The organism is Flavobacterium sp. YJ01, from assembly GCF_029320955.1.
GTDB lineage: Bacteria > Bacteroidota > Bacteroidia > Flavobacteriales > Flavobacteriaceae > Flavobacterium.
Genome location: NZ_CP119757.1, coordinates 994591 through 1010461 on the forward strand (window position 1 = coordinate 994591; position 15871 = coordinate 1010461).

Consider the following 15871-nt stretch of genomic DNA (forward strand, 5'->3'; position numbering starts at 1 on the left):
GCTCCCATCAGGGCTAGGAAAGTCGAATAAATAAGAACATTTCATTGTAATATGAATAAATCAGAACTTAAAGATTTTCTCGATGAGAAAGTCATTCAATATAATAATCAGGATTTTATAGAAAGTGATCCCGTTCAAATTCCACATCTTTTTTCGCAAAAAGAAGATATTGAAATTGCTGGTTTTCTAAGTGCTTCTATTGCTTGGGGAAACCGTAAAATGATTATCAAGAATTCGCATAAAATGATGGAATTAATGGGCAATACTCCTTACGATTTTGTAATGTCACATTCTGAAGAAGATTTAGCAAGACTCGAAACTTTTGTACACCGCACTTTTAATGGACATGATTTTGCAGGTTTTATAAAAGGTTTGCAAAACATCTACAAAAACCACAACGGACTAGAAGCTGTCTTTGCAAAAAATCAAGAAAAAGACAGTTTACAGAAAAGTATTAGCGAATTCAAAAAAATATTTTTTGAAACCGATCATTTACCTCGAACACAAAAACATATCTCAGACCCTTTAAATAATTCGGCGGCAAAACGAATCAATATGTATTTGCGTTGGATGGTGCGCCAAGACGCAAAAGGAGTTGATTTAGGAATTTGGAAAAGCATTTCACCTTCTGTTCTTTCTTGTCCGCTTGATGTTCATTCTGGAAATGTTGCTCGCAAACTCGAAATTCTTTCTCGAAAGCAAAACGATGCAAAAGCTTTACTAGAATTAGATACTAAATTAAGAGAAATGGATGCGAATGATCCTGTAAAATATGATTTTGCTTTGTTTGGATTAGGTGTTTTTGAAGGGTTTTAAATTTTTAAATTATCGATTTTATTTGCATTTTATGCTGTTAGGCTGAGCGAAGTCGAAGCCCACACTCCAATTGGCAAGTGCTCTTCGACTTCGCTCAGAGAGACAAATGGGCATCTTAAATTATAAAATCAACAAAAAAACCACGAATTTAACGTACATTTGCACAAAATTTAAAGCAAATGAGCACTTTCGAAAAATTTAATCTTCCAAAATCTGTACAAAAAGCAATCGACGATTTAGGATTTACTACACCAACTCCTATTCAGGAAAAATCATTTTCTGTGATTACTTCTGGACGCGATATGATGGGAATTGCTCAAACCGGAACTGGTAAAACTTTTGCTTATTTATTGCCACTTCTTAAATTATATAAATTTACAAATACCAATACGCCAAAAATCGTAATTCTGGTTCCAACCCGCGAATTAGTTGTTCAAGTTGTAGACGAAGTTGAAAAATTGACAAAATATATGTCTGTTAAAACTTTAGGAATTTACGGTGGTGTAAACATCAATACACAGAAAAAAGCTGTTTACGAAGGTGTTGACATTCTTGTTGGAACTCCAGGAAGAACGATGGATTTGGCTTTGGATGCTGTTGTTCGCTTTGATGAAACTCAAAAATTAGTTATCGACGAGTTTGATGAAATGTTGAATTTAGGTTTCCGTCCGCAATTGACAGCGCTTTTGGCAATGATGAAACCAAAACGTCAAAATATCTTATTCTCAGCAACAATGACTGATGAAGTAGATACTATCCTAAATGATTATTTTGATTTTCCTGAAGAAGTAACTTTGGCAGCTTCTGGAACTCCATTAGAAAAAATTACTCAGATTACTTATAACGTTCCGAACTTTAATACAAAAGTAAATCTGCTAAAACATTTGTTAGAAACAGATGAAAGTATCGAACGTGTTCTGATTTTTGTGAATAATAAAAAGATTTCAGATATGCTTCATACGCGTATCGAAGAATTATTTGAAGGTCAGTTTGGTGTTATTCACTCGAATAAATCTCAAAATTATCGTTTGACTACGATGGCTGAATTTCAAGAAGGAAATCTTCGCGGTTTAATTACAACCGACGTTATGGCAAGAGGTTTAGATATTTCTAATATTTCTCACGTTATTAACTTTGAACTTCCTGAAATGCCAGAACTTTATATGCACAGAATTGGTCGTACAGGTCGTGCAGATGCAACTGGAACCGCAATTAGTTTTGTAACGCCTCGTGAAGAAGAATTCAAAATTGAAGCTGAAGTTTTAATGAATCAAGAACTGAAAATCGCTGATTTTCCTGAAGAAGTTGAAATCTCAGAAAAATTAATCGAACCAGAAAAAGATAAATTACCAAGAAAGTTTTTGATGAAAAAAGTAAAACTTGATGGTGATGGTGCTTTTCACGAAAAATCAAAAAAGAACCAAAAAGTTAATTTAGGAGGGCCTTCAAAAACAAAAAAGAAAACACACGGTTCTGTAAACAGAAATATGTTGAAGACTAGAGATAAGAAGAGAAAAGACGGGAATAAATAGTTTTTTTTTTAGGGACAAAGGTTCAGAGGAACGTAGGGACAAAGAATAAAAGGCTCAAAAGTACAGAATTTAAAACCTCTGTACCTTTGAGCCTTTGTTCTTCTAAACCTTAAAAACTAGATTTTCGTAAAAACCAATCCCACTGGCGAACATAATTCGATTCTTTTTCCAGTATCTTCGATTTTTCCTGTTGTTTTATTTCTTTTAAAAATAACTATATCATTAGTATATTGATGACCTAGTAAAAGGTAATTTCCAGTTGGATCAATGGCAAAATCTCTTGGACCTTTTCCTAAAGTGCTTTGCTGTTCTACTAATTCGATTTTTCCATCTTTAAGGATTTTGTAAACCGAAATTGCATTGGCATCTACACGATCAGACACATATAAAAAGTTTCCATCTGGAGAAATTTTAATTGCTGCTGCACCGGTTCCGCCTGTAAAGCCTTTTGGCAAAATGCTAGTTTCAGCAATCACTTTTAAGTTTCCTGCTTTATCGTAGCTTAAAGTTGTCAAAGTCCCATCTAATTCTTGAACTAAGTAGACAAATTTGCCATCTTTACTAAAAGTTAAATGTCTTGGTCCACTTGCTGGTTTTACATCGACGCTTCCTTTCAAAGTCAACATTTCGTTTTTAGAATCTGGATTATACTTATAAATAAACACTTTATCCAAACCTAAATCATTAGACAAAACAAACTTTTTATCTGGAGAAAAAACAACCATATGTACGTGCGCTTTTTCTTGACGCGCTGCATTTGGTCCTTTTCCTTCATGCTGAATTAATTGCTGTACTTCTGTAATACTTCCATCTGCTTTTTTCTTAAAAACGACAATATTTCCTCCAGAATAATTAGCAACTATTACATTTTTATCGTCATTAATTAAATGGCAAGGATCTGCTCCTAAAGCATCATTTGTGTTTAAAAACTTTAATTTTCCTGAAACCGAATCATATCCAAAAGCACTTACAGCACTTTGATTTCCATTTTCGTTTACCGCATAAACAAATTTATTATCTGCAGAAACCGATAAATAACTCGGACTAACTACATTTTCTGATGAATTCTTCAACTTAAAATCTCCCGAAGAAGCATCAAATTCGTAAACGTAAATTCCGTTGCTTTGACAAGTATTTGTGTAGGTTCCGACTAATAAATTGAATTTATTTTGAGCTTTTCCCGTGGTCAATGATAAAGCTGAAAATAATACTAAATATATTTTTTTCATAGTTTGTTTTTTTGAATCAGCTAAAATAAGGAATAATATCTTTTGCAGATTACAATTAAAACAAGAAAAATTACATTTAAAAAAGAACTTACCAATATATAAGTCATATAAGTTCATTTTAGATTTTTCGCTTATAATCTCTTAGTTGAACTTATATGGTTCAACTAAAAATTCGTATTTTTGACGAGCATCTTCGCGAAAAACAAAACGTAGTGAAGTAAATCGAAGCCAGAATGCATTTTAAACATCCCGAAATTCTATACTTTCTGTTTTTATTGATCGTTCCAATTTTGGTTCATTTATTTCAATTAAGACGTTTTAAAACTTCCTATTTTACTAATGTTCGATTTTTAAAAGAACTCGCGATTCAGACTCGTAAAAGTTCCAAAATCAAAAAAAGACTTTTATTAGCAACTCGTTTATTACTCCTAACTTTTATCATTTTAGCTTTTGCACAACCTTTTTTTCAGGCGAAAGACAGTAAAAATGCATCAAATGAAATGTATATTGTTTTAGACAATTCTTTCAGCATGCAAGCAAAAGGAAAAAAGGGTGAATTATTAAAAAGAGCTGTTCAGGAATTGCTTGAAAATACTCCAGAAAACACTCAGTTTTCTTTATTAACAAACACAGAAAATTTTTGGAATACGGATATAAAATCTTCTAAAAGTGCTTTACAAAACTTAAAATACAGCGCTTCACCTTTTGATCTTTCTGCTATTTCAGCCAAAATCAAAGCGCATAAATCTGCGCATAAAAAAGACATTGTAATTATTACAGATGCTATTGGTTTAAAACAAAAAGATATTGCAAATATAGATTTTGATGAAAAACCATATTTCATAGTTCCAGAAGCAGAACAAAAAAATAACGTTTCTATTGACAGCGTTTACATCAATCAGAGTTTAGAGAATTTCTATGAAATTGGCATCAACTTATCTGCTTATGGTGAAGATTTCAAACCAGTTTCGACCGCTTTATACAATCAAAACAAACTGATCGCCAAAACGATTGTCAATTTTGACACGAAGAAAAAGAAAATCAATTTTACGATTCCGAAAGAAGCATTTCACGGATATGTAACAATTGAAGACAATGGTTTGACTTATGATAACAAATTGTTTTTCAGTATTTCTAAAAATAAAAAAACAAACGTTATCAGTATTGGCGAACCTGAAAAAAGCAATTTCTTATCTCGAATTTATACTTCTGGCGAATTTAATTTTTATAATTATTCCATCAGTTCTTTAGATTATAATAGCTTAGAAAAACAAAATACGATTATTTTAAATGAATTAGTTGACATTCCGCAGGCACTGCAAACGACTTTGAAAGCTTTTGTTTCTAAAGGAGGAAATTTAGTTGTCATTCCATCTGAGAAAAGTTCTGTTTCAAACCTAAATGCTTTATTAAGCAATTTTGGAAAAATTCAATTCGGAAATCTAGAAAGTAACAGTAAATTAATTACCAAAATAAATTTCGATCATCCTTTATTTTCTGGAGTTTTTGAAAACAAAATTTCTAATTTTCAATACCCAAAAGTAAATAGTTCGTTTGCCGTTTCTAGTTCTTATCCTGCTGTTCTTTCATTTGAAGATCAAACTCCATTTGTTACTGCCGTTCAGAATCAAGTTGCGGGAATTACAGTTTTTACAGCTCCAATAAATAGCACAAATTCAAATTTCCAGCAATCACCTTTAATTGTTCCGCTTTTTTATAAAATAGCACAGAACAATCAAAAAACGGGGGTAAATGCCTTGACAATCGGAAGTAATCAGCCATATTTTGTTGATGTTTTATTGACTAAAGATGCGATTTTGGAAGTAAAAGGAAATGACGATTCATTTATTCCAATTCAGCAGATTTTAAACAATAAAGTCAAACTAACCTTTAACGATTTTCCAGAAACAGCTGGCAATTACGGAATTTTCGATAAAAAAGAATGGGTAGAAAATATTAGCTTTAATTATAAAAGAACCGAAAGCGATTTGAGTCAAGTAAACACCAATGTGGTTTCAGATTTCAAAACTGCCGATACGATTTCGACCATTTTTAATACGCTACAAACTGAGCGAACTGACAGCCAAATTTGGAAATGGTTTGTTATCTTTGCACTGTTATTTTTAGCATTAGAAATGGCAATTATAAAATTTGTGAAGTAGGTTTTACGTTTACTTTTAAACAATTTACTTTTTACAAAAATCATTTTACGACAAAAAAATATCTACATATGAAAATAATCATCAAAAGCGCCAAAATTATCGACTCAAAAAGTCCGTTTCACAATCAGACCGTTGATCTTTTAATTGCAGATGGTTTAATAGAAAAAATAGGCGTTTCTCTTCCAAACGACGATGCAGAAGTTGTAAGATTCGATGATCTTCACGTTTCTCAAGGCTGGTTTGACAGCAGCGTTTCTCTTGGTGAACCAGGTTACGAAGACAGAGAAACCATTGCAAACGGATTAAATGTTGCAGCAAAAAGTGGTTTTACAGCAATTGCTTTACAACCCAATTCACTACCAATTATTGACAATCAGTCTCAAGTAAACTTTGTAAAAAATAAAGCAAATGGTTTTGCTACAGAAATTTTCCCAATTGGAGCTTTAACAAAATCTAGCGAAGGAAAAGATATGGCAGAACTTTTTGACATGAAAAATGCTGGCGCCGTAGCTTTTGGAGATTATAATAAAAGCATCGACAACGCCAATATTTTAAAAATTGCTTTGCAATACGTACAAGATTTTGACGGTCTGGTAATTGCATATTCTCAAGATCCAAATATTAAAGGAAACGGTGTGGCAAACGAAGGAATTGTTTCAACAAGATTGGGTTTGAAAGGAATTCCGAATTTAGCTGAAGAACTTCAAATTTCTAGAAACTTGTTTTTGTTAGAATATACAGGCGGAAAACTTCACATTCCGACAATCTCTACTGCAAAATCGGTTGAATTGATTAGAGAAGCAAAAGCTAAAGGCTTAAACGTTACAGCAAGTGCTTCTGTACATCATTTGGTTTTAACGGATGAAAAACTAGACGGATTTGATACTCGTTTTAAAGTTACGCCGCCATTACGCACAGAAGTAGACAGACAAGCTCTATTAAATGGAGTTGCTGACGGCACAATCGACATGATTACATCAGACCATAATCCGATTGATATTGAATTTAAAAAAATGGAATTTGATACCGCAAAAAATGGAACTATTGGTTTAGAAAGTGCTTTTGGAGCTTTAATGACGGTTTTACCGGTAGAAACGATTGTAGCAAAATTAACTGCAGCAAAAGCTATTTTCGGTCTTGCAAATTCTACAATTGAAGAAGGTGCAAAAGCTAATTTGACACTTTTTACAACTGAGCATAAATCAATTTTCGAGAAAGAAAATATTCTTTCAAAATCTAAAAATTCTGCATTTTTAGGAACTGAACTTAAAGGTTCTGTTTACGGAATTTACAATCAAAATCAACTTGTTACAAAATAATAAAATGAAGAATACAATTGAAGAAGGAAAAGCAATTGCAATAACCAGTTATATTCTAATTATCGGCGTTTTAATCGCTATGAGCATGAATTCGGAAAACAAAAATAGTTTTGCTTCTTTTCATATCCGTCAGGCTTTAGGCTTATCACTCACTTTTATCTCTTTGGGAGCCATTATCAGCAATTTTGACAGCTTTTTTATTACTTTCCCAATGTGGATCTGCATTTCAATTCTTTGGACTTTCGGTATTTTTAATGCTATTCAAGGTCAAATGAAACCAATTCCTTTAGTTGGAGAATTGTTTCAGAAATGGTTTCGTAAAATTGGATAAATTTTAAAATTCCAATTTAAAAAATTCCAAATTCCAAACTTGAAAATTTATAATTCACAACTAACAATTTACAATTAAAAAAATGACTCTATCTTTAGAATATAAAATACAAGAACCTAAAGTAATTTTAGACAAAAATCCATTATTGCTTTTACTGCACGGATACGGAAGTAACGAAGCTGATTTATTCTCATTTGCTTCTGAACTTCCAGATAATTATTATATAATTTCTGCAAGAGCTCCTTATGATTTACAATACGGTGCTTACGCTTGGTACGCAATCAATTTTGATGCAGATCAAAATAAGTTTTCTGATAATGAACAGGCAAAAACGTCAAGAGATATGATTGCCAATTTTATTGACGAATTAGTTTCAAAATATCCAATTGATGCCAATAATGTAACACTTATTGGATTTAGTCAAGGATCGATTTTAAGTTATGCAACTGCCCTTTCTTATCCAGAAAAAATCCAGAGAGTTGTGGCAATGAGTGGTTATTTTAATGAAGAAATCATCAAAGAAGGTTTTGAAAATAATGACTTTAAAAACTTAAAATTCTTTGCTTCTCACGGAACTGTAGATCAAGTTATTCCGATTGAATGGGCAAGAAAAACTCCTGCCGCTTTAGAAAAATTAAATATTCCTGTTACATATAAAGAATATCCTGTTGGGCATGGAGTTGCTCCGCAAAATTTCTTTGATTTTAAGAATTGGCTTATTGGCTAGTATTCAGTGTTCAGTTTTTTAGTATTCAGTGATTTGTGCAATCAAAAAACTTTGCAAAAGTTTCAACTTTTACAAAGTTCTAGCTACAAACTGCAACTGAACAATAAAAAACTGAACACTGATCACTAAACTATTCTCCCGTATAAAGAATTTTCCCCGCTTTTTTCAAAACATAACCTTTCCACGGAATTAATTGCCAATCGCCGTTAACCCAAGAATCGCCTTCCGATTTTCTTTCTAAAACAATCGATTCTTTTTGAGTATCTAAGAAAAGTTCTGCTTTATTTCCGTCGAAAATAACATACGAAACTGTTGTGTACGTTTTTCCATCTTCAGCATGGTTTAGTTTTGTACTATTTTCGAAAACTCTAACACACTCGTTTTTAAGTATCGACCAAGTATAACCAGCAGAAGCTTTACATCCGTGAGAATCAACATCTGCTCCTACTACAACTTTCTCTTTCTGCGGTTCTTTTGTAACAACTTTTTCCTGAGAAACCTTTTTAGCACAAGAAAACACACCAAAAACCATTAACAACAAAAACATCTTTTTCATAATCCTATTAAATTAAAGGTCAAAAAAAATAGGATTTAAAAAAATCCTATTTTTGATACAACCAAGTTTGATTTACTTCAAAGGTAATATTATCATCGTTATCTACAAAGTATTTTAACAAGACTTCTCCCCATAATTCTCCATTGCTGTAATCTGCAATAATCCATCTGTGGTTTAAAATTTTTACTTTGTTTATAACAAATTTTGTCGGTCCGATTTGATCTTGACCTGTGTAAGGATTTCCTTTTGGATCAGAATTAAAATCCAGTAACTTTTCTGTTACAACCGGAATCAGTTTTTCGTACAAAATAACTTTTCCTCCAGAAGCGCTATTATCGAAGTAATTTTGTGCATTTTCATTATGTTCTAAAGAAAAATAATCAGCTTCGGCTAATTGTGTTTTTACTAAGTTGATACTATCTCTAAGTTTCTTAGTTGTTTTATCGTATCTATTCTGTGCAAATTTTACTTCTCCGCTATAAAATGCGTACGTAAACACATTCATTAAAATTGCTAAAATAAAAAGATAAAGCATTAAGGATTTTTTCATTGTGTGGTATAATTAAATGGTAATTTCTAAATTGTCGTAAGCCAGAAAAACATTTTCTGGAAGGGTTTTCTGTACTTCTTCGTGAAAACCTAAAACATGACTAATGTGTGTTAAATAAGCTTTCTCAGGTTTAACAAGATTTATAAAATCAAGTGCTTCTTGCAGATTAAAATGGGTATCGTGAGGTTCTACACGCAAAGCATTTACAACCAAAACTTTTAAACCTTTTAGTTTATCTGTTTCCACTTGGTTGATTGTTTTTACATCCGTTAAATACGCAAAATCATCTATTCGATAACCAAAAACCTGCAATTCTCCGTGCATTACATTGATTGGAATAGCAGTTTTATCTCCAACCGCGAAGGGAACATCATTTTCGACTTCAAAAGTTTTTACACTTGGCGCACCTGGATATTTGTTTACGGTTTCAAAAACATAATCAAAACGGCGTCTTAGATTATCTAAAACACGTTGATGTCCGTAAATTGGAATTTCACCTTGCCTAAAGTTAAAAGGACGAATATCGTCTAATCCTGCTGTATGATCTGCATGTTCGTGCGTAAATAAAATGGCATCTAATTTTCTGCATCCGCAGGAAAGCATTTGCTGTCTAAAATCAGGACCGCAATCGATTACGAATGAATGCTCGCCCCATGTAATCCAGATGGATACACGAAGCCTTTTATCCTTAGCATCAGTGCTTTTACAAACTGGATGATCGATTCCGATTATCGGAATACCCTGAGAAGTACCTGTACCTAAAAAATAAACCTTCAATTGAACTTAATTTTTTTACAAAAATAGATTATTTCTCTTTCATTAGACTGCTAATTTACTAACTTTGTATCAAATCTATTTAAAACAAAATGGGTACAGAAATAAAACTCAAAGGTGACAAGGTCATCGAACAGATTCCTTCTATAAAAGACAAAGCTTTACGCATTAATTTAAACGAGAATATTTACGGAACATTTGCTGAGATTGGTGCTGGACAAGAGACAGTTAGACATTTTTTCAGATCCGGAGGTTCTTCAGGAACGATAGCAAAAGCAATGTCTGCCTATGATAAAGATTTTAGTGACGCCGTTTATGGCGCAGAAAATGACGGAAGATATGTTACTGAAGAACGCTTAAAAAAAATGCTGACACATGAAGGTCAGATTATTGAAGAGCGTTTGAGCCGCGAAAAACACCCAACAAAACTTTTCTTCAGTTACGCCAATACTGTTGCGACAATAGATTTTGCAAAACAATTTAAAGGTCACGGTTGGGTTGGAATTAGATACCAAATTGAACCAGACGAAGCTTATAACGAAATTATTCTTCACATTCGTTTTAAAGAAACCGACGCAAGATTACAACAAGAAACACTTGGAATTTTAGGTGTAAACTTAATTTACGGTGCTTTTTACAAATACAACGATCCAAAACGATTACTTCGTTATTTATACGATCACTTAGACAAAGATCAATTAGAGATTGATACCATTAACTTTTCTGGACCACGTTTTGCTGACGTTGACAACCGTTTGATGAGTTTACAATTGGTTAAAAATGGAATGACTGATGCCGTAATGTTTAATCCAGAAGGAAAAAACATTTTACCAGCTGCGATTTTATACAAAAAGAATCTTTTAGCTTTAAGAGGAAGTTTTCGTCCAGTTACAAAAGTAAATATGGATATGTATGAGAAATCACTAAAAATGTTTCTCAATGAAAATAAGGTTGAAAAAAGCAATACATTAGTTATTTTCGAAATCACTCTTTCAAATTTACGTTCTGATGGAGAAATAGACGAACGCGATTTTATGGACAGAGCCGAATTACTTTGTTCTCTTGGCCAAACCGTTATGATATCTAATTTCCAAGAATACTATAAAGTAGTTGAATACTTTGCCAATTATACCAAAGCTCGTATGGGATTAGCGATGGGTGTAAACAACCTTGTTGATATTTTTGACGAGAAATATTACCGCCATTTAAGTGGTGGAATTCTGGAAGCTTTTGGAAAATTATTCTATCGCGACATGAAAGTCTTCTTATACCCAATGCTAGACGAAGACGGAACACTAATGAATTCAAACAATTTGAAGGTTCATCCAAGAATGAAAGAGCTTTACAAATTCTTTAAATTTAATGGAAAAGTAGTTGATATTGAAGACTACGATCCGAATATTCTAGAAGTATTCTCTAGAGAAGTTTTAAAAATGATCAATCAAGGAAAAACAGGCTGGGAACCAATGCTGCCACCTGGAATTCCAGAAATTATAAAAGAGCATCATCTTTTTGGATATCATCCGCAGAAAGAATTAGAACAAAATACATAATTGAGAAAGTCCCTTTATTGGGACTTTTTTTTTGTTTCATGTTTTTGAACTGAGTGTTTTTTTTTTAACGCAAAGTTCGCTAAGTTTTTTTTTACGAGGTTTTATGAAAATGCAAAGTTCGCAAAGCTTTATGTATAAGCTATACGAACTTTTTATTTTTGAATTAAATCATCTTCTGTCAGGCTGAGCGAAGTCGAAGCCCTAGTTCTAATTGGAGCTCCCTTCGACTTCGCTCAGTGTGACAACTGAAAACTGCAACTGAACACTATTTCAAAATCTGCGAAGTATGTTCTTTTGTTTTTACTTTTTCGATTACCTCTTCGATAATTCCTTTTTCGTCGATTACGAAAGTTGTTCTATGGATTCCGTCGTATTCTTTTCCCATAAACTTTTTTGGTCCCCAAACTCCAAACGCATTGATAACCGATTTATCTTCGTCTGCAATTAACGGAAAAGGTAATTCATATTTTTCTTTAAATTTAACTTGCGCTTTTGCACTGTCAGCGCTTACTCCTAAAAGTTCGTAATTATTAGCTTGAAAACGATGAAAATTATCTCTTAAATCACAAGCCTCTGCTGTACATCCTGGCGTGCTTGCTTTTGGATAAAAGAAAACAACTAGTTTTTTTCCTGCGTAATCTGCTAATTTATGTGATTTTCCGTCTTGATCTGTTCCTGAAAAATTTGGCGCTTTATCCCCTGATTTTAATGTTGTCATATCTCTATAATTATTAATTATTAATTATCAATTGTTAATTGTTATTCTTTTGCCCCAGATTGCAGTGAAAACCCCGGAATTATGATAGTTTACATTTTTTGTATTTAAAAAGCGACCAACGGAAGCTCTTTTAAATACTTAAAAATGTTACTAGCATAATGAGGAGTTGAAACGGAAAGCTGGATTAGGCACATCATCAAAATTATACTATTTTTACGGGATTAAAAAAACAAAAATGAATAAAGAAGCTCGTGTACAATTTGTTATTGATACTTTAAAAGAACTTTACCCTACTATACCTGTTCCATTAGATCATAAAGATCCTTATACTTTATTAATTGCCGTTTTGCTTTCGGCACAATGTACCGATGTTCGCGTGAATCAGATTACTCCTTTGCTGTTTGCAAAAGCCGATAATCCGTACGATATGGTGAAAATGTCTGTGGAAGAAATTAAAGAAATTATTCGTCCTTGTGGTTTGTCGCCAATGAAATCGAAAGGAATTTATGGTTTATCTGAAATTTTGATTGAAAAATATAATGGCGAAGTTCCGCAGAGTTTTGAAGCGCTCGAAGCTTTACCTGCCGTTGGACATAAAACAGCAAGCGTTGTAATGTCGCAAGCTTTTGGAGTTCCCGCTTTTCCCGTTGATACGCACATACATAGATTAATGTATAGATGGAATTTATCTAACGGAAAAAATGTTGCTCAAACTGAAAAAGATGCCAAAAGATTATTTCCTAGAGATTTATGGAATGATTTGCATCTTCAAATTATTTGGTACGGAAGAGAATATTCGCCTGCACGCGGCTGGAGTTTAGAAAAAGATATTATTACCAAAACCATCGGAAAAAAATCAATTATTGAGGAAATGGAAAAACCTCCAGTAGTTAAAAAAAGTAAAGCACAAAAATAAAAATCTTTGTGCTTTAGAGTTTTTGTCTGTTTAAAAAATTATCTAGATGCTTTTAACGCATTATATTCAGTAGTCATATCTAAAGATCTATAAACACCTAATAATGTTTTTGTTGCGTCCTCATTTTTAGGTTCAAGAGCCAAAACTTTTTTAAGATATGGAATCGCACTTCTTGTTACATCGTCTTTTTGAGCATTCAATTTATCGTACTTCTTCATTTCTGAAGGACTGGTTCCTAAAGTTGAAATTTCATCTGCTATATCTTTCTTTATCTGCAATTTAAGATAAGCTAGATTAATGTAAGCATCAATGTAATTAGGATTTAACTCTAAAACAGAATTATAAGTTAATTCTGCTTTTGGATAATCTTTTTTCTCCATATAAGAATAAGCTAAGTTATTTATAACTTCAATCTTTTTTGAAGGAACCGTTTCTGTTCTTGGTTTATCGTAAAGACCTTGCTGAATAGCTGATTCTCTAGCTTTTGGAGAAATAAAGTTATCTTCTTCTTTTGTTTTCTTGTTTGTTGCGAAATATAAAACTCCTTTTCCTGAATAATTGATTTTCTTCAAAAGTTCGTAATACATAACTGCGGAATTATAATCTCTTGCATTTATAGATGAAGATGCAGCGTTGTATAAATTTAAAGTGTCTTTTTTGTCAAACAAATACACTTTATAACTTTTCTCAGCACTTTCTTTAAATCTACCTGCTTTAAAATCAGCCATCGCGCCGTTTACCAAACTACCTTTCATGTCTTTTAAAGCCATATTTGCTTTTACGGTAGATTTGTATTTTCCAGACTCATTTTCATATAAAAAGACATCTTGATAAGCCTGAGATGCCAGTGTAAAATTATTAACAGCATCTATATCTTTTGTAGCAAGATCTTTATAAACATTCCCTTTTAAGAAATAATAGTCTGATTTGTCTTCATCGGAAGCATTAAGGATTAGATATTCTGCTTTCTTTAAAATCGCCAAAGATTCCTGGCTTTTTCCTTTATCATACAAAGATTGTGCTTCCTTGATTTGTTCTTTTTGGGCAAAAGCACCCATACTAATCATAAACAAGCATGATAGCATTCTAATGTTCTCTTTCATTTTGCGGTTAAGTTTTGGTTGATTAAATGATTTCTTTTGGTTTTTGAGGCATTAATTTCAGACAGTAACTTTAAATTATACTGAAATTAATAGACACATTAATATCTGCTGGTTCAAATATTTTCTGCGTAAAATCAAGTAAAGATCAACTTAACAGCGGAGGGTAATTTTTCATCATAAATAATCTGGTTTTGGTTAAGTATTTAATTATTAATTCTTTGGTTATTTGAATCATTCTCTTTTAAAAACAACTAATTAAAGAAAAAACTCTTTAATAGCTTTTTTAATGAATAATAGATTAGTTTTTAACTAAAATAAAATTAAAAACTAAATAAACATACAAAATCGAATCTAATTATTAAATTTTAACAAAACTTAGAAAAAATAGAATAAAAAACTTATAAAAAAAATATTGTGAGAAAAACATTTTTCTTATCTGAAAAATGCAAAAAGACAATTTTAAAATTATAAACAAAAAAACTCACTATCAGTACGAATACAAATAGTGAGTCTGCCAGCCAAAACGACCATTTGGCTATATTTTAATAAACCTCCGACTTAAATAGTGAGTGGTTTAATTAGCTATGATCTCGAAACTCTTCTCTTCAATCTTAACTACTGTTAAAGCTTGAGAATAGTTTAAAATAAAAGAAACAACTTCTTTTTTAGGTTTAAGATCTTTAGAAGCTAATGCTTTTTTTGAGTAAATTTTCGCCATACTTTCAAAATGATTTATATTAGTATAACGAGCTTATTATCAAAATAGTATTAGTTGGTTAAAATAATTTGATGTTTATCAATTATTTTTCTCAAATTCATAAGAGCATAACGCATTCTTCCCAATGCAGTATTGATACTTACACCTGTAATCTCAGAGATTTCTTTAAAGCTCATATCTTGATACATACGCATTACCAAAACCTCTTTTTGATCTTCTGGAAGCTCTTCTACCAACTTTTTTAAATCAAGTTCTACCTGATCTACAATCATTTTGCCTTCAATTGTTAGTGAATCGTCAGACATAATAGAGAAAATAGAAAATTCTTCTGTTTCTCTATACATAGGCATTTTTTTAGTTTTTCTAAAATGATCTACGATTAAGTTATGAGAAATACGCATAACCCAAGGTAAAAATTTACCTTCTTCGTTATAAGAATTGCTTTTTAAAGTTTTGATTACTTTAATAAAAGTGTCTTGAAAAATATCATTTGAAATATCTCTATCGGCAATCTTAGAATATATAAAACCATATATCTTAGATTCGTGCCTTCTAATTAATGTTGCAAGGGCCGCCTCATTGCCTTCAACATAATTTTTAACCAATAGAGCGTCTGGAGTATGCAGATCAGCCATAATAACTACTTTTTTTAGTTTGTGTTTAAAAATTTGGAGTAAATTTTTTAAAAAGTAGTTTTCTTAAATAGGCTTTTCTTTTTTATGAGTTATAATAATGTTCTGGCCAAATTTAACAAATATTTATTTTAAAAACCAAATTAATTCACTAATAATTGCAGGAAAAACATTTAATAATCTAGAATAAACTTAAAGTTTACACAGAAAAGCCCCAAAAACATTCATAAAATTC

16 protein-coding genes are annotated in these 15871 nt (G+C 31.9%); 8 read left to right on the top strand and 8 right to left on the bottom strand.

Annotation, left to right across the window (positions count from 1 at the left end; translation table 11 throughout):
- Window positions 1–51 precede the first annotated feature (51 nt).
- Both P0R33_RS04515 and P0R33_RS04520 read left to right on the top strand, forming a co-directional pair.
- The gene (locus tag P0R33_RS04515; protein WP_276174373.1) at window positions 52–816 is read left to right on the top strand and encodes a TIGR02757 family protein; all 765 of its coding nucleotides are present in this window, start codon (window positions 52–54) and stop codon (window positions 814–816) included.
- Between the two features lie 179 nt (window positions 817–995).
- Window positions 996–2348, top strand: a complete 1353-nt coding sequence (locus tag P0R33_RS04520) for a DEAD/DEAH box helicase (protein WP_276174374.1) — start codon at window positions 996–998, stop codon at window positions 2346–2348.
- A gap of 116 nt (window positions 2349–2464) precedes the next feature.
- Here the strand turns inward: P0R33_RS04520 and P0R33_RS04525 are convergent, their stop codons facing one another.
- Window positions 2465–3577 (bottom strand): lactonase family protein, encoded by a 1113-nt coding sequence (locus P0R33_RS04525; protein WP_276174375.1) that lies wholly within the window; start codon window positions 3575–3577, stop codon window positions 2465–2467.
- Between the two features lie 233 nt (window positions 3578–3810).
- Here P0R33_RS04525 and P0R33_RS04530 point away from each other — a divergent pair, with 233 nt between their 5' ends.
- The 4 genes from P0R33_RS04530 (at window position 3811) to P0R33_RS04545 (ending at window position 8116) form a co-directional block, all read left to right on the top strand.
- The gene (locus tag P0R33_RS04530) at window positions 3811–5739 is read left to right on the top strand and encodes a BatA domain-containing protein (protein ID WP_276174376.1); all 1929 of its coding nucleotides are present in this window, start codon (window positions 3811–3813) and stop codon (window positions 5737–5739) included.
- 68 nt (window positions 5740–5807) lie between these two features.
- Window positions 5808–7058 (top strand): dihydroorotase, encoded by a 1251-nt coding sequence (locus tag P0R33_RS04535; protein ID WP_276174377.1) that lies wholly within the window; start codon window positions 5808–5810, stop codon window positions 7056–7058.
- Window positions 7059–7062: 4 nt separating this feature from the next.
- Window positions 7063–7389, top strand: coding sequence for a hypothetical protein (locus tag P0R33_RS04540; RefSeq protein ID WP_276174378.1), 327 nt, complete (start codon window positions 7063–7065; stop codon window positions 7387–7389).
- 82 nt (window positions 7390–7471) lie between these two features.
- Window positions 7472–8116, top strand: coding sequence for an alpha/beta fold hydrolase (locus P0R33_RS04545; protein ID WP_276174379.1), 645 nt, complete (start codon window positions 7472–7474; stop codon window positions 8114–8116).
- Window positions 8117–8246: 130 nt separating this feature from the next.
- Here P0R33_RS04545 and P0R33_RS04550 read toward each other — a convergent pair whose 3' ends face one another.
- The 3 genes from P0R33_RS04550 to P0R33_RS04560 are packed head-to-tail and all read right to left on the bottom strand — an operon-like array spanning window position 8247 to window position 9999.
- Entirely contained in the window at window positions 8247–8672 is a 426-nt protein-coding gene (locus P0R33_RS04550; protein ID WP_276174380.1) for a hypothetical protein, read from the bottom strand.
- A 46-nt stretch (window positions 8673–8718) separates the two neighbouring features.
- Window positions 8719–9222, bottom strand: a complete 504-nt coding sequence (locus tag P0R33_RS04555) for a hypothetical protein (protein ID WP_184164321.1) — start codon at window positions 9220–9222, stop codon at window positions 8719–8721.
- A gap of 12 nt (window positions 9223–9234) precedes the next feature.
- On the bottom strand, window positions 9235–9999 hold the full coding sequence (locus P0R33_RS04560; RefSeq protein ID WP_276174381.1) for an MBL fold metallo-hydrolase: 765 nt from the start codon (window positions 9997–9999) through the stop codon (window positions 9235–9237).
- Window positions 10000–10088: 89 nt separating this feature from the next.
- Here P0R33_RS04560 and P0R33_RS04565 point away from each other — a divergent pair, with 89 nt between their 5' ends.
- Complete coding sequence (locus P0R33_RS04565; protein ID WP_276174382.1) at window positions 10089–11549, top strand: TonB-dependent receptor; 1461 nt, start codon at window positions 10089–10091, stop codon at window positions 11547–11549.
- Between the two features lie 265 nt (window positions 11550–11814).
- Here the strand turns inward: P0R33_RS04565 and bcp are convergent, their stop codons facing one another.
- Entirely contained in the window at window positions 11815–12267 is a 453-nt protein-coding gene (gene bcp / locus P0R33_RS04570; protein WP_276174383.1) for a thioredoxin-dependent thiol peroxidase, read from the bottom strand.
- 235 nt (window positions 12268–12502) lie between these two features.
- On the opposite strand from bcp, the gene nth reads away from it, so the two are divergent.
- Window positions 12503–13183 (top strand): endonuclease III, encoded by a 681-nt coding sequence (nth, locus tag P0R33_RS04575; RefSeq protein ID WP_276174384.1) that lies wholly within the window; start codon window positions 12503–12505, stop codon window positions 13181–13183.
- A gap of 38 nt (window positions 13184–13221) precedes the next feature.
- On the opposite strand, the gene P0R33_RS04580 is transcribed toward nth, so the two are convergent.
- From P0R33_RS04580 to P0R33_RS04590, 3 genes are all read right to left on the bottom strand, one after another.
- A complete protein-coding gene (locus P0R33_RS04580; protein WP_276174385.1) occupies window positions 13222–14286 on the bottom strand; it encodes a tetratricopeptide repeat protein in 1065 nt (354 codons plus the stop codon).
- Between the two features lie 574 nt (window positions 14287–14860).
- Complete coding sequence (locus tag P0R33_RS04585) at window positions 14861–15004, bottom strand: hypothetical protein (protein WP_276174386.1); 144 nt, start codon at window positions 15002–15004, stop codon at window positions 14861–14863.
- Window positions 15005–15054: 50 nt separating this feature from the next.
- A complete protein-coding gene (locus P0R33_RS04590; RefSeq protein WP_276174387.1) occupies window positions 15055–15639 on the bottom strand; it encodes a sigma-70 family RNA polymerase sigma factor in 585 nt (194 codons plus the stop codon).
- Window positions 15640–15871: the final 232 nt, after the last annotated feature.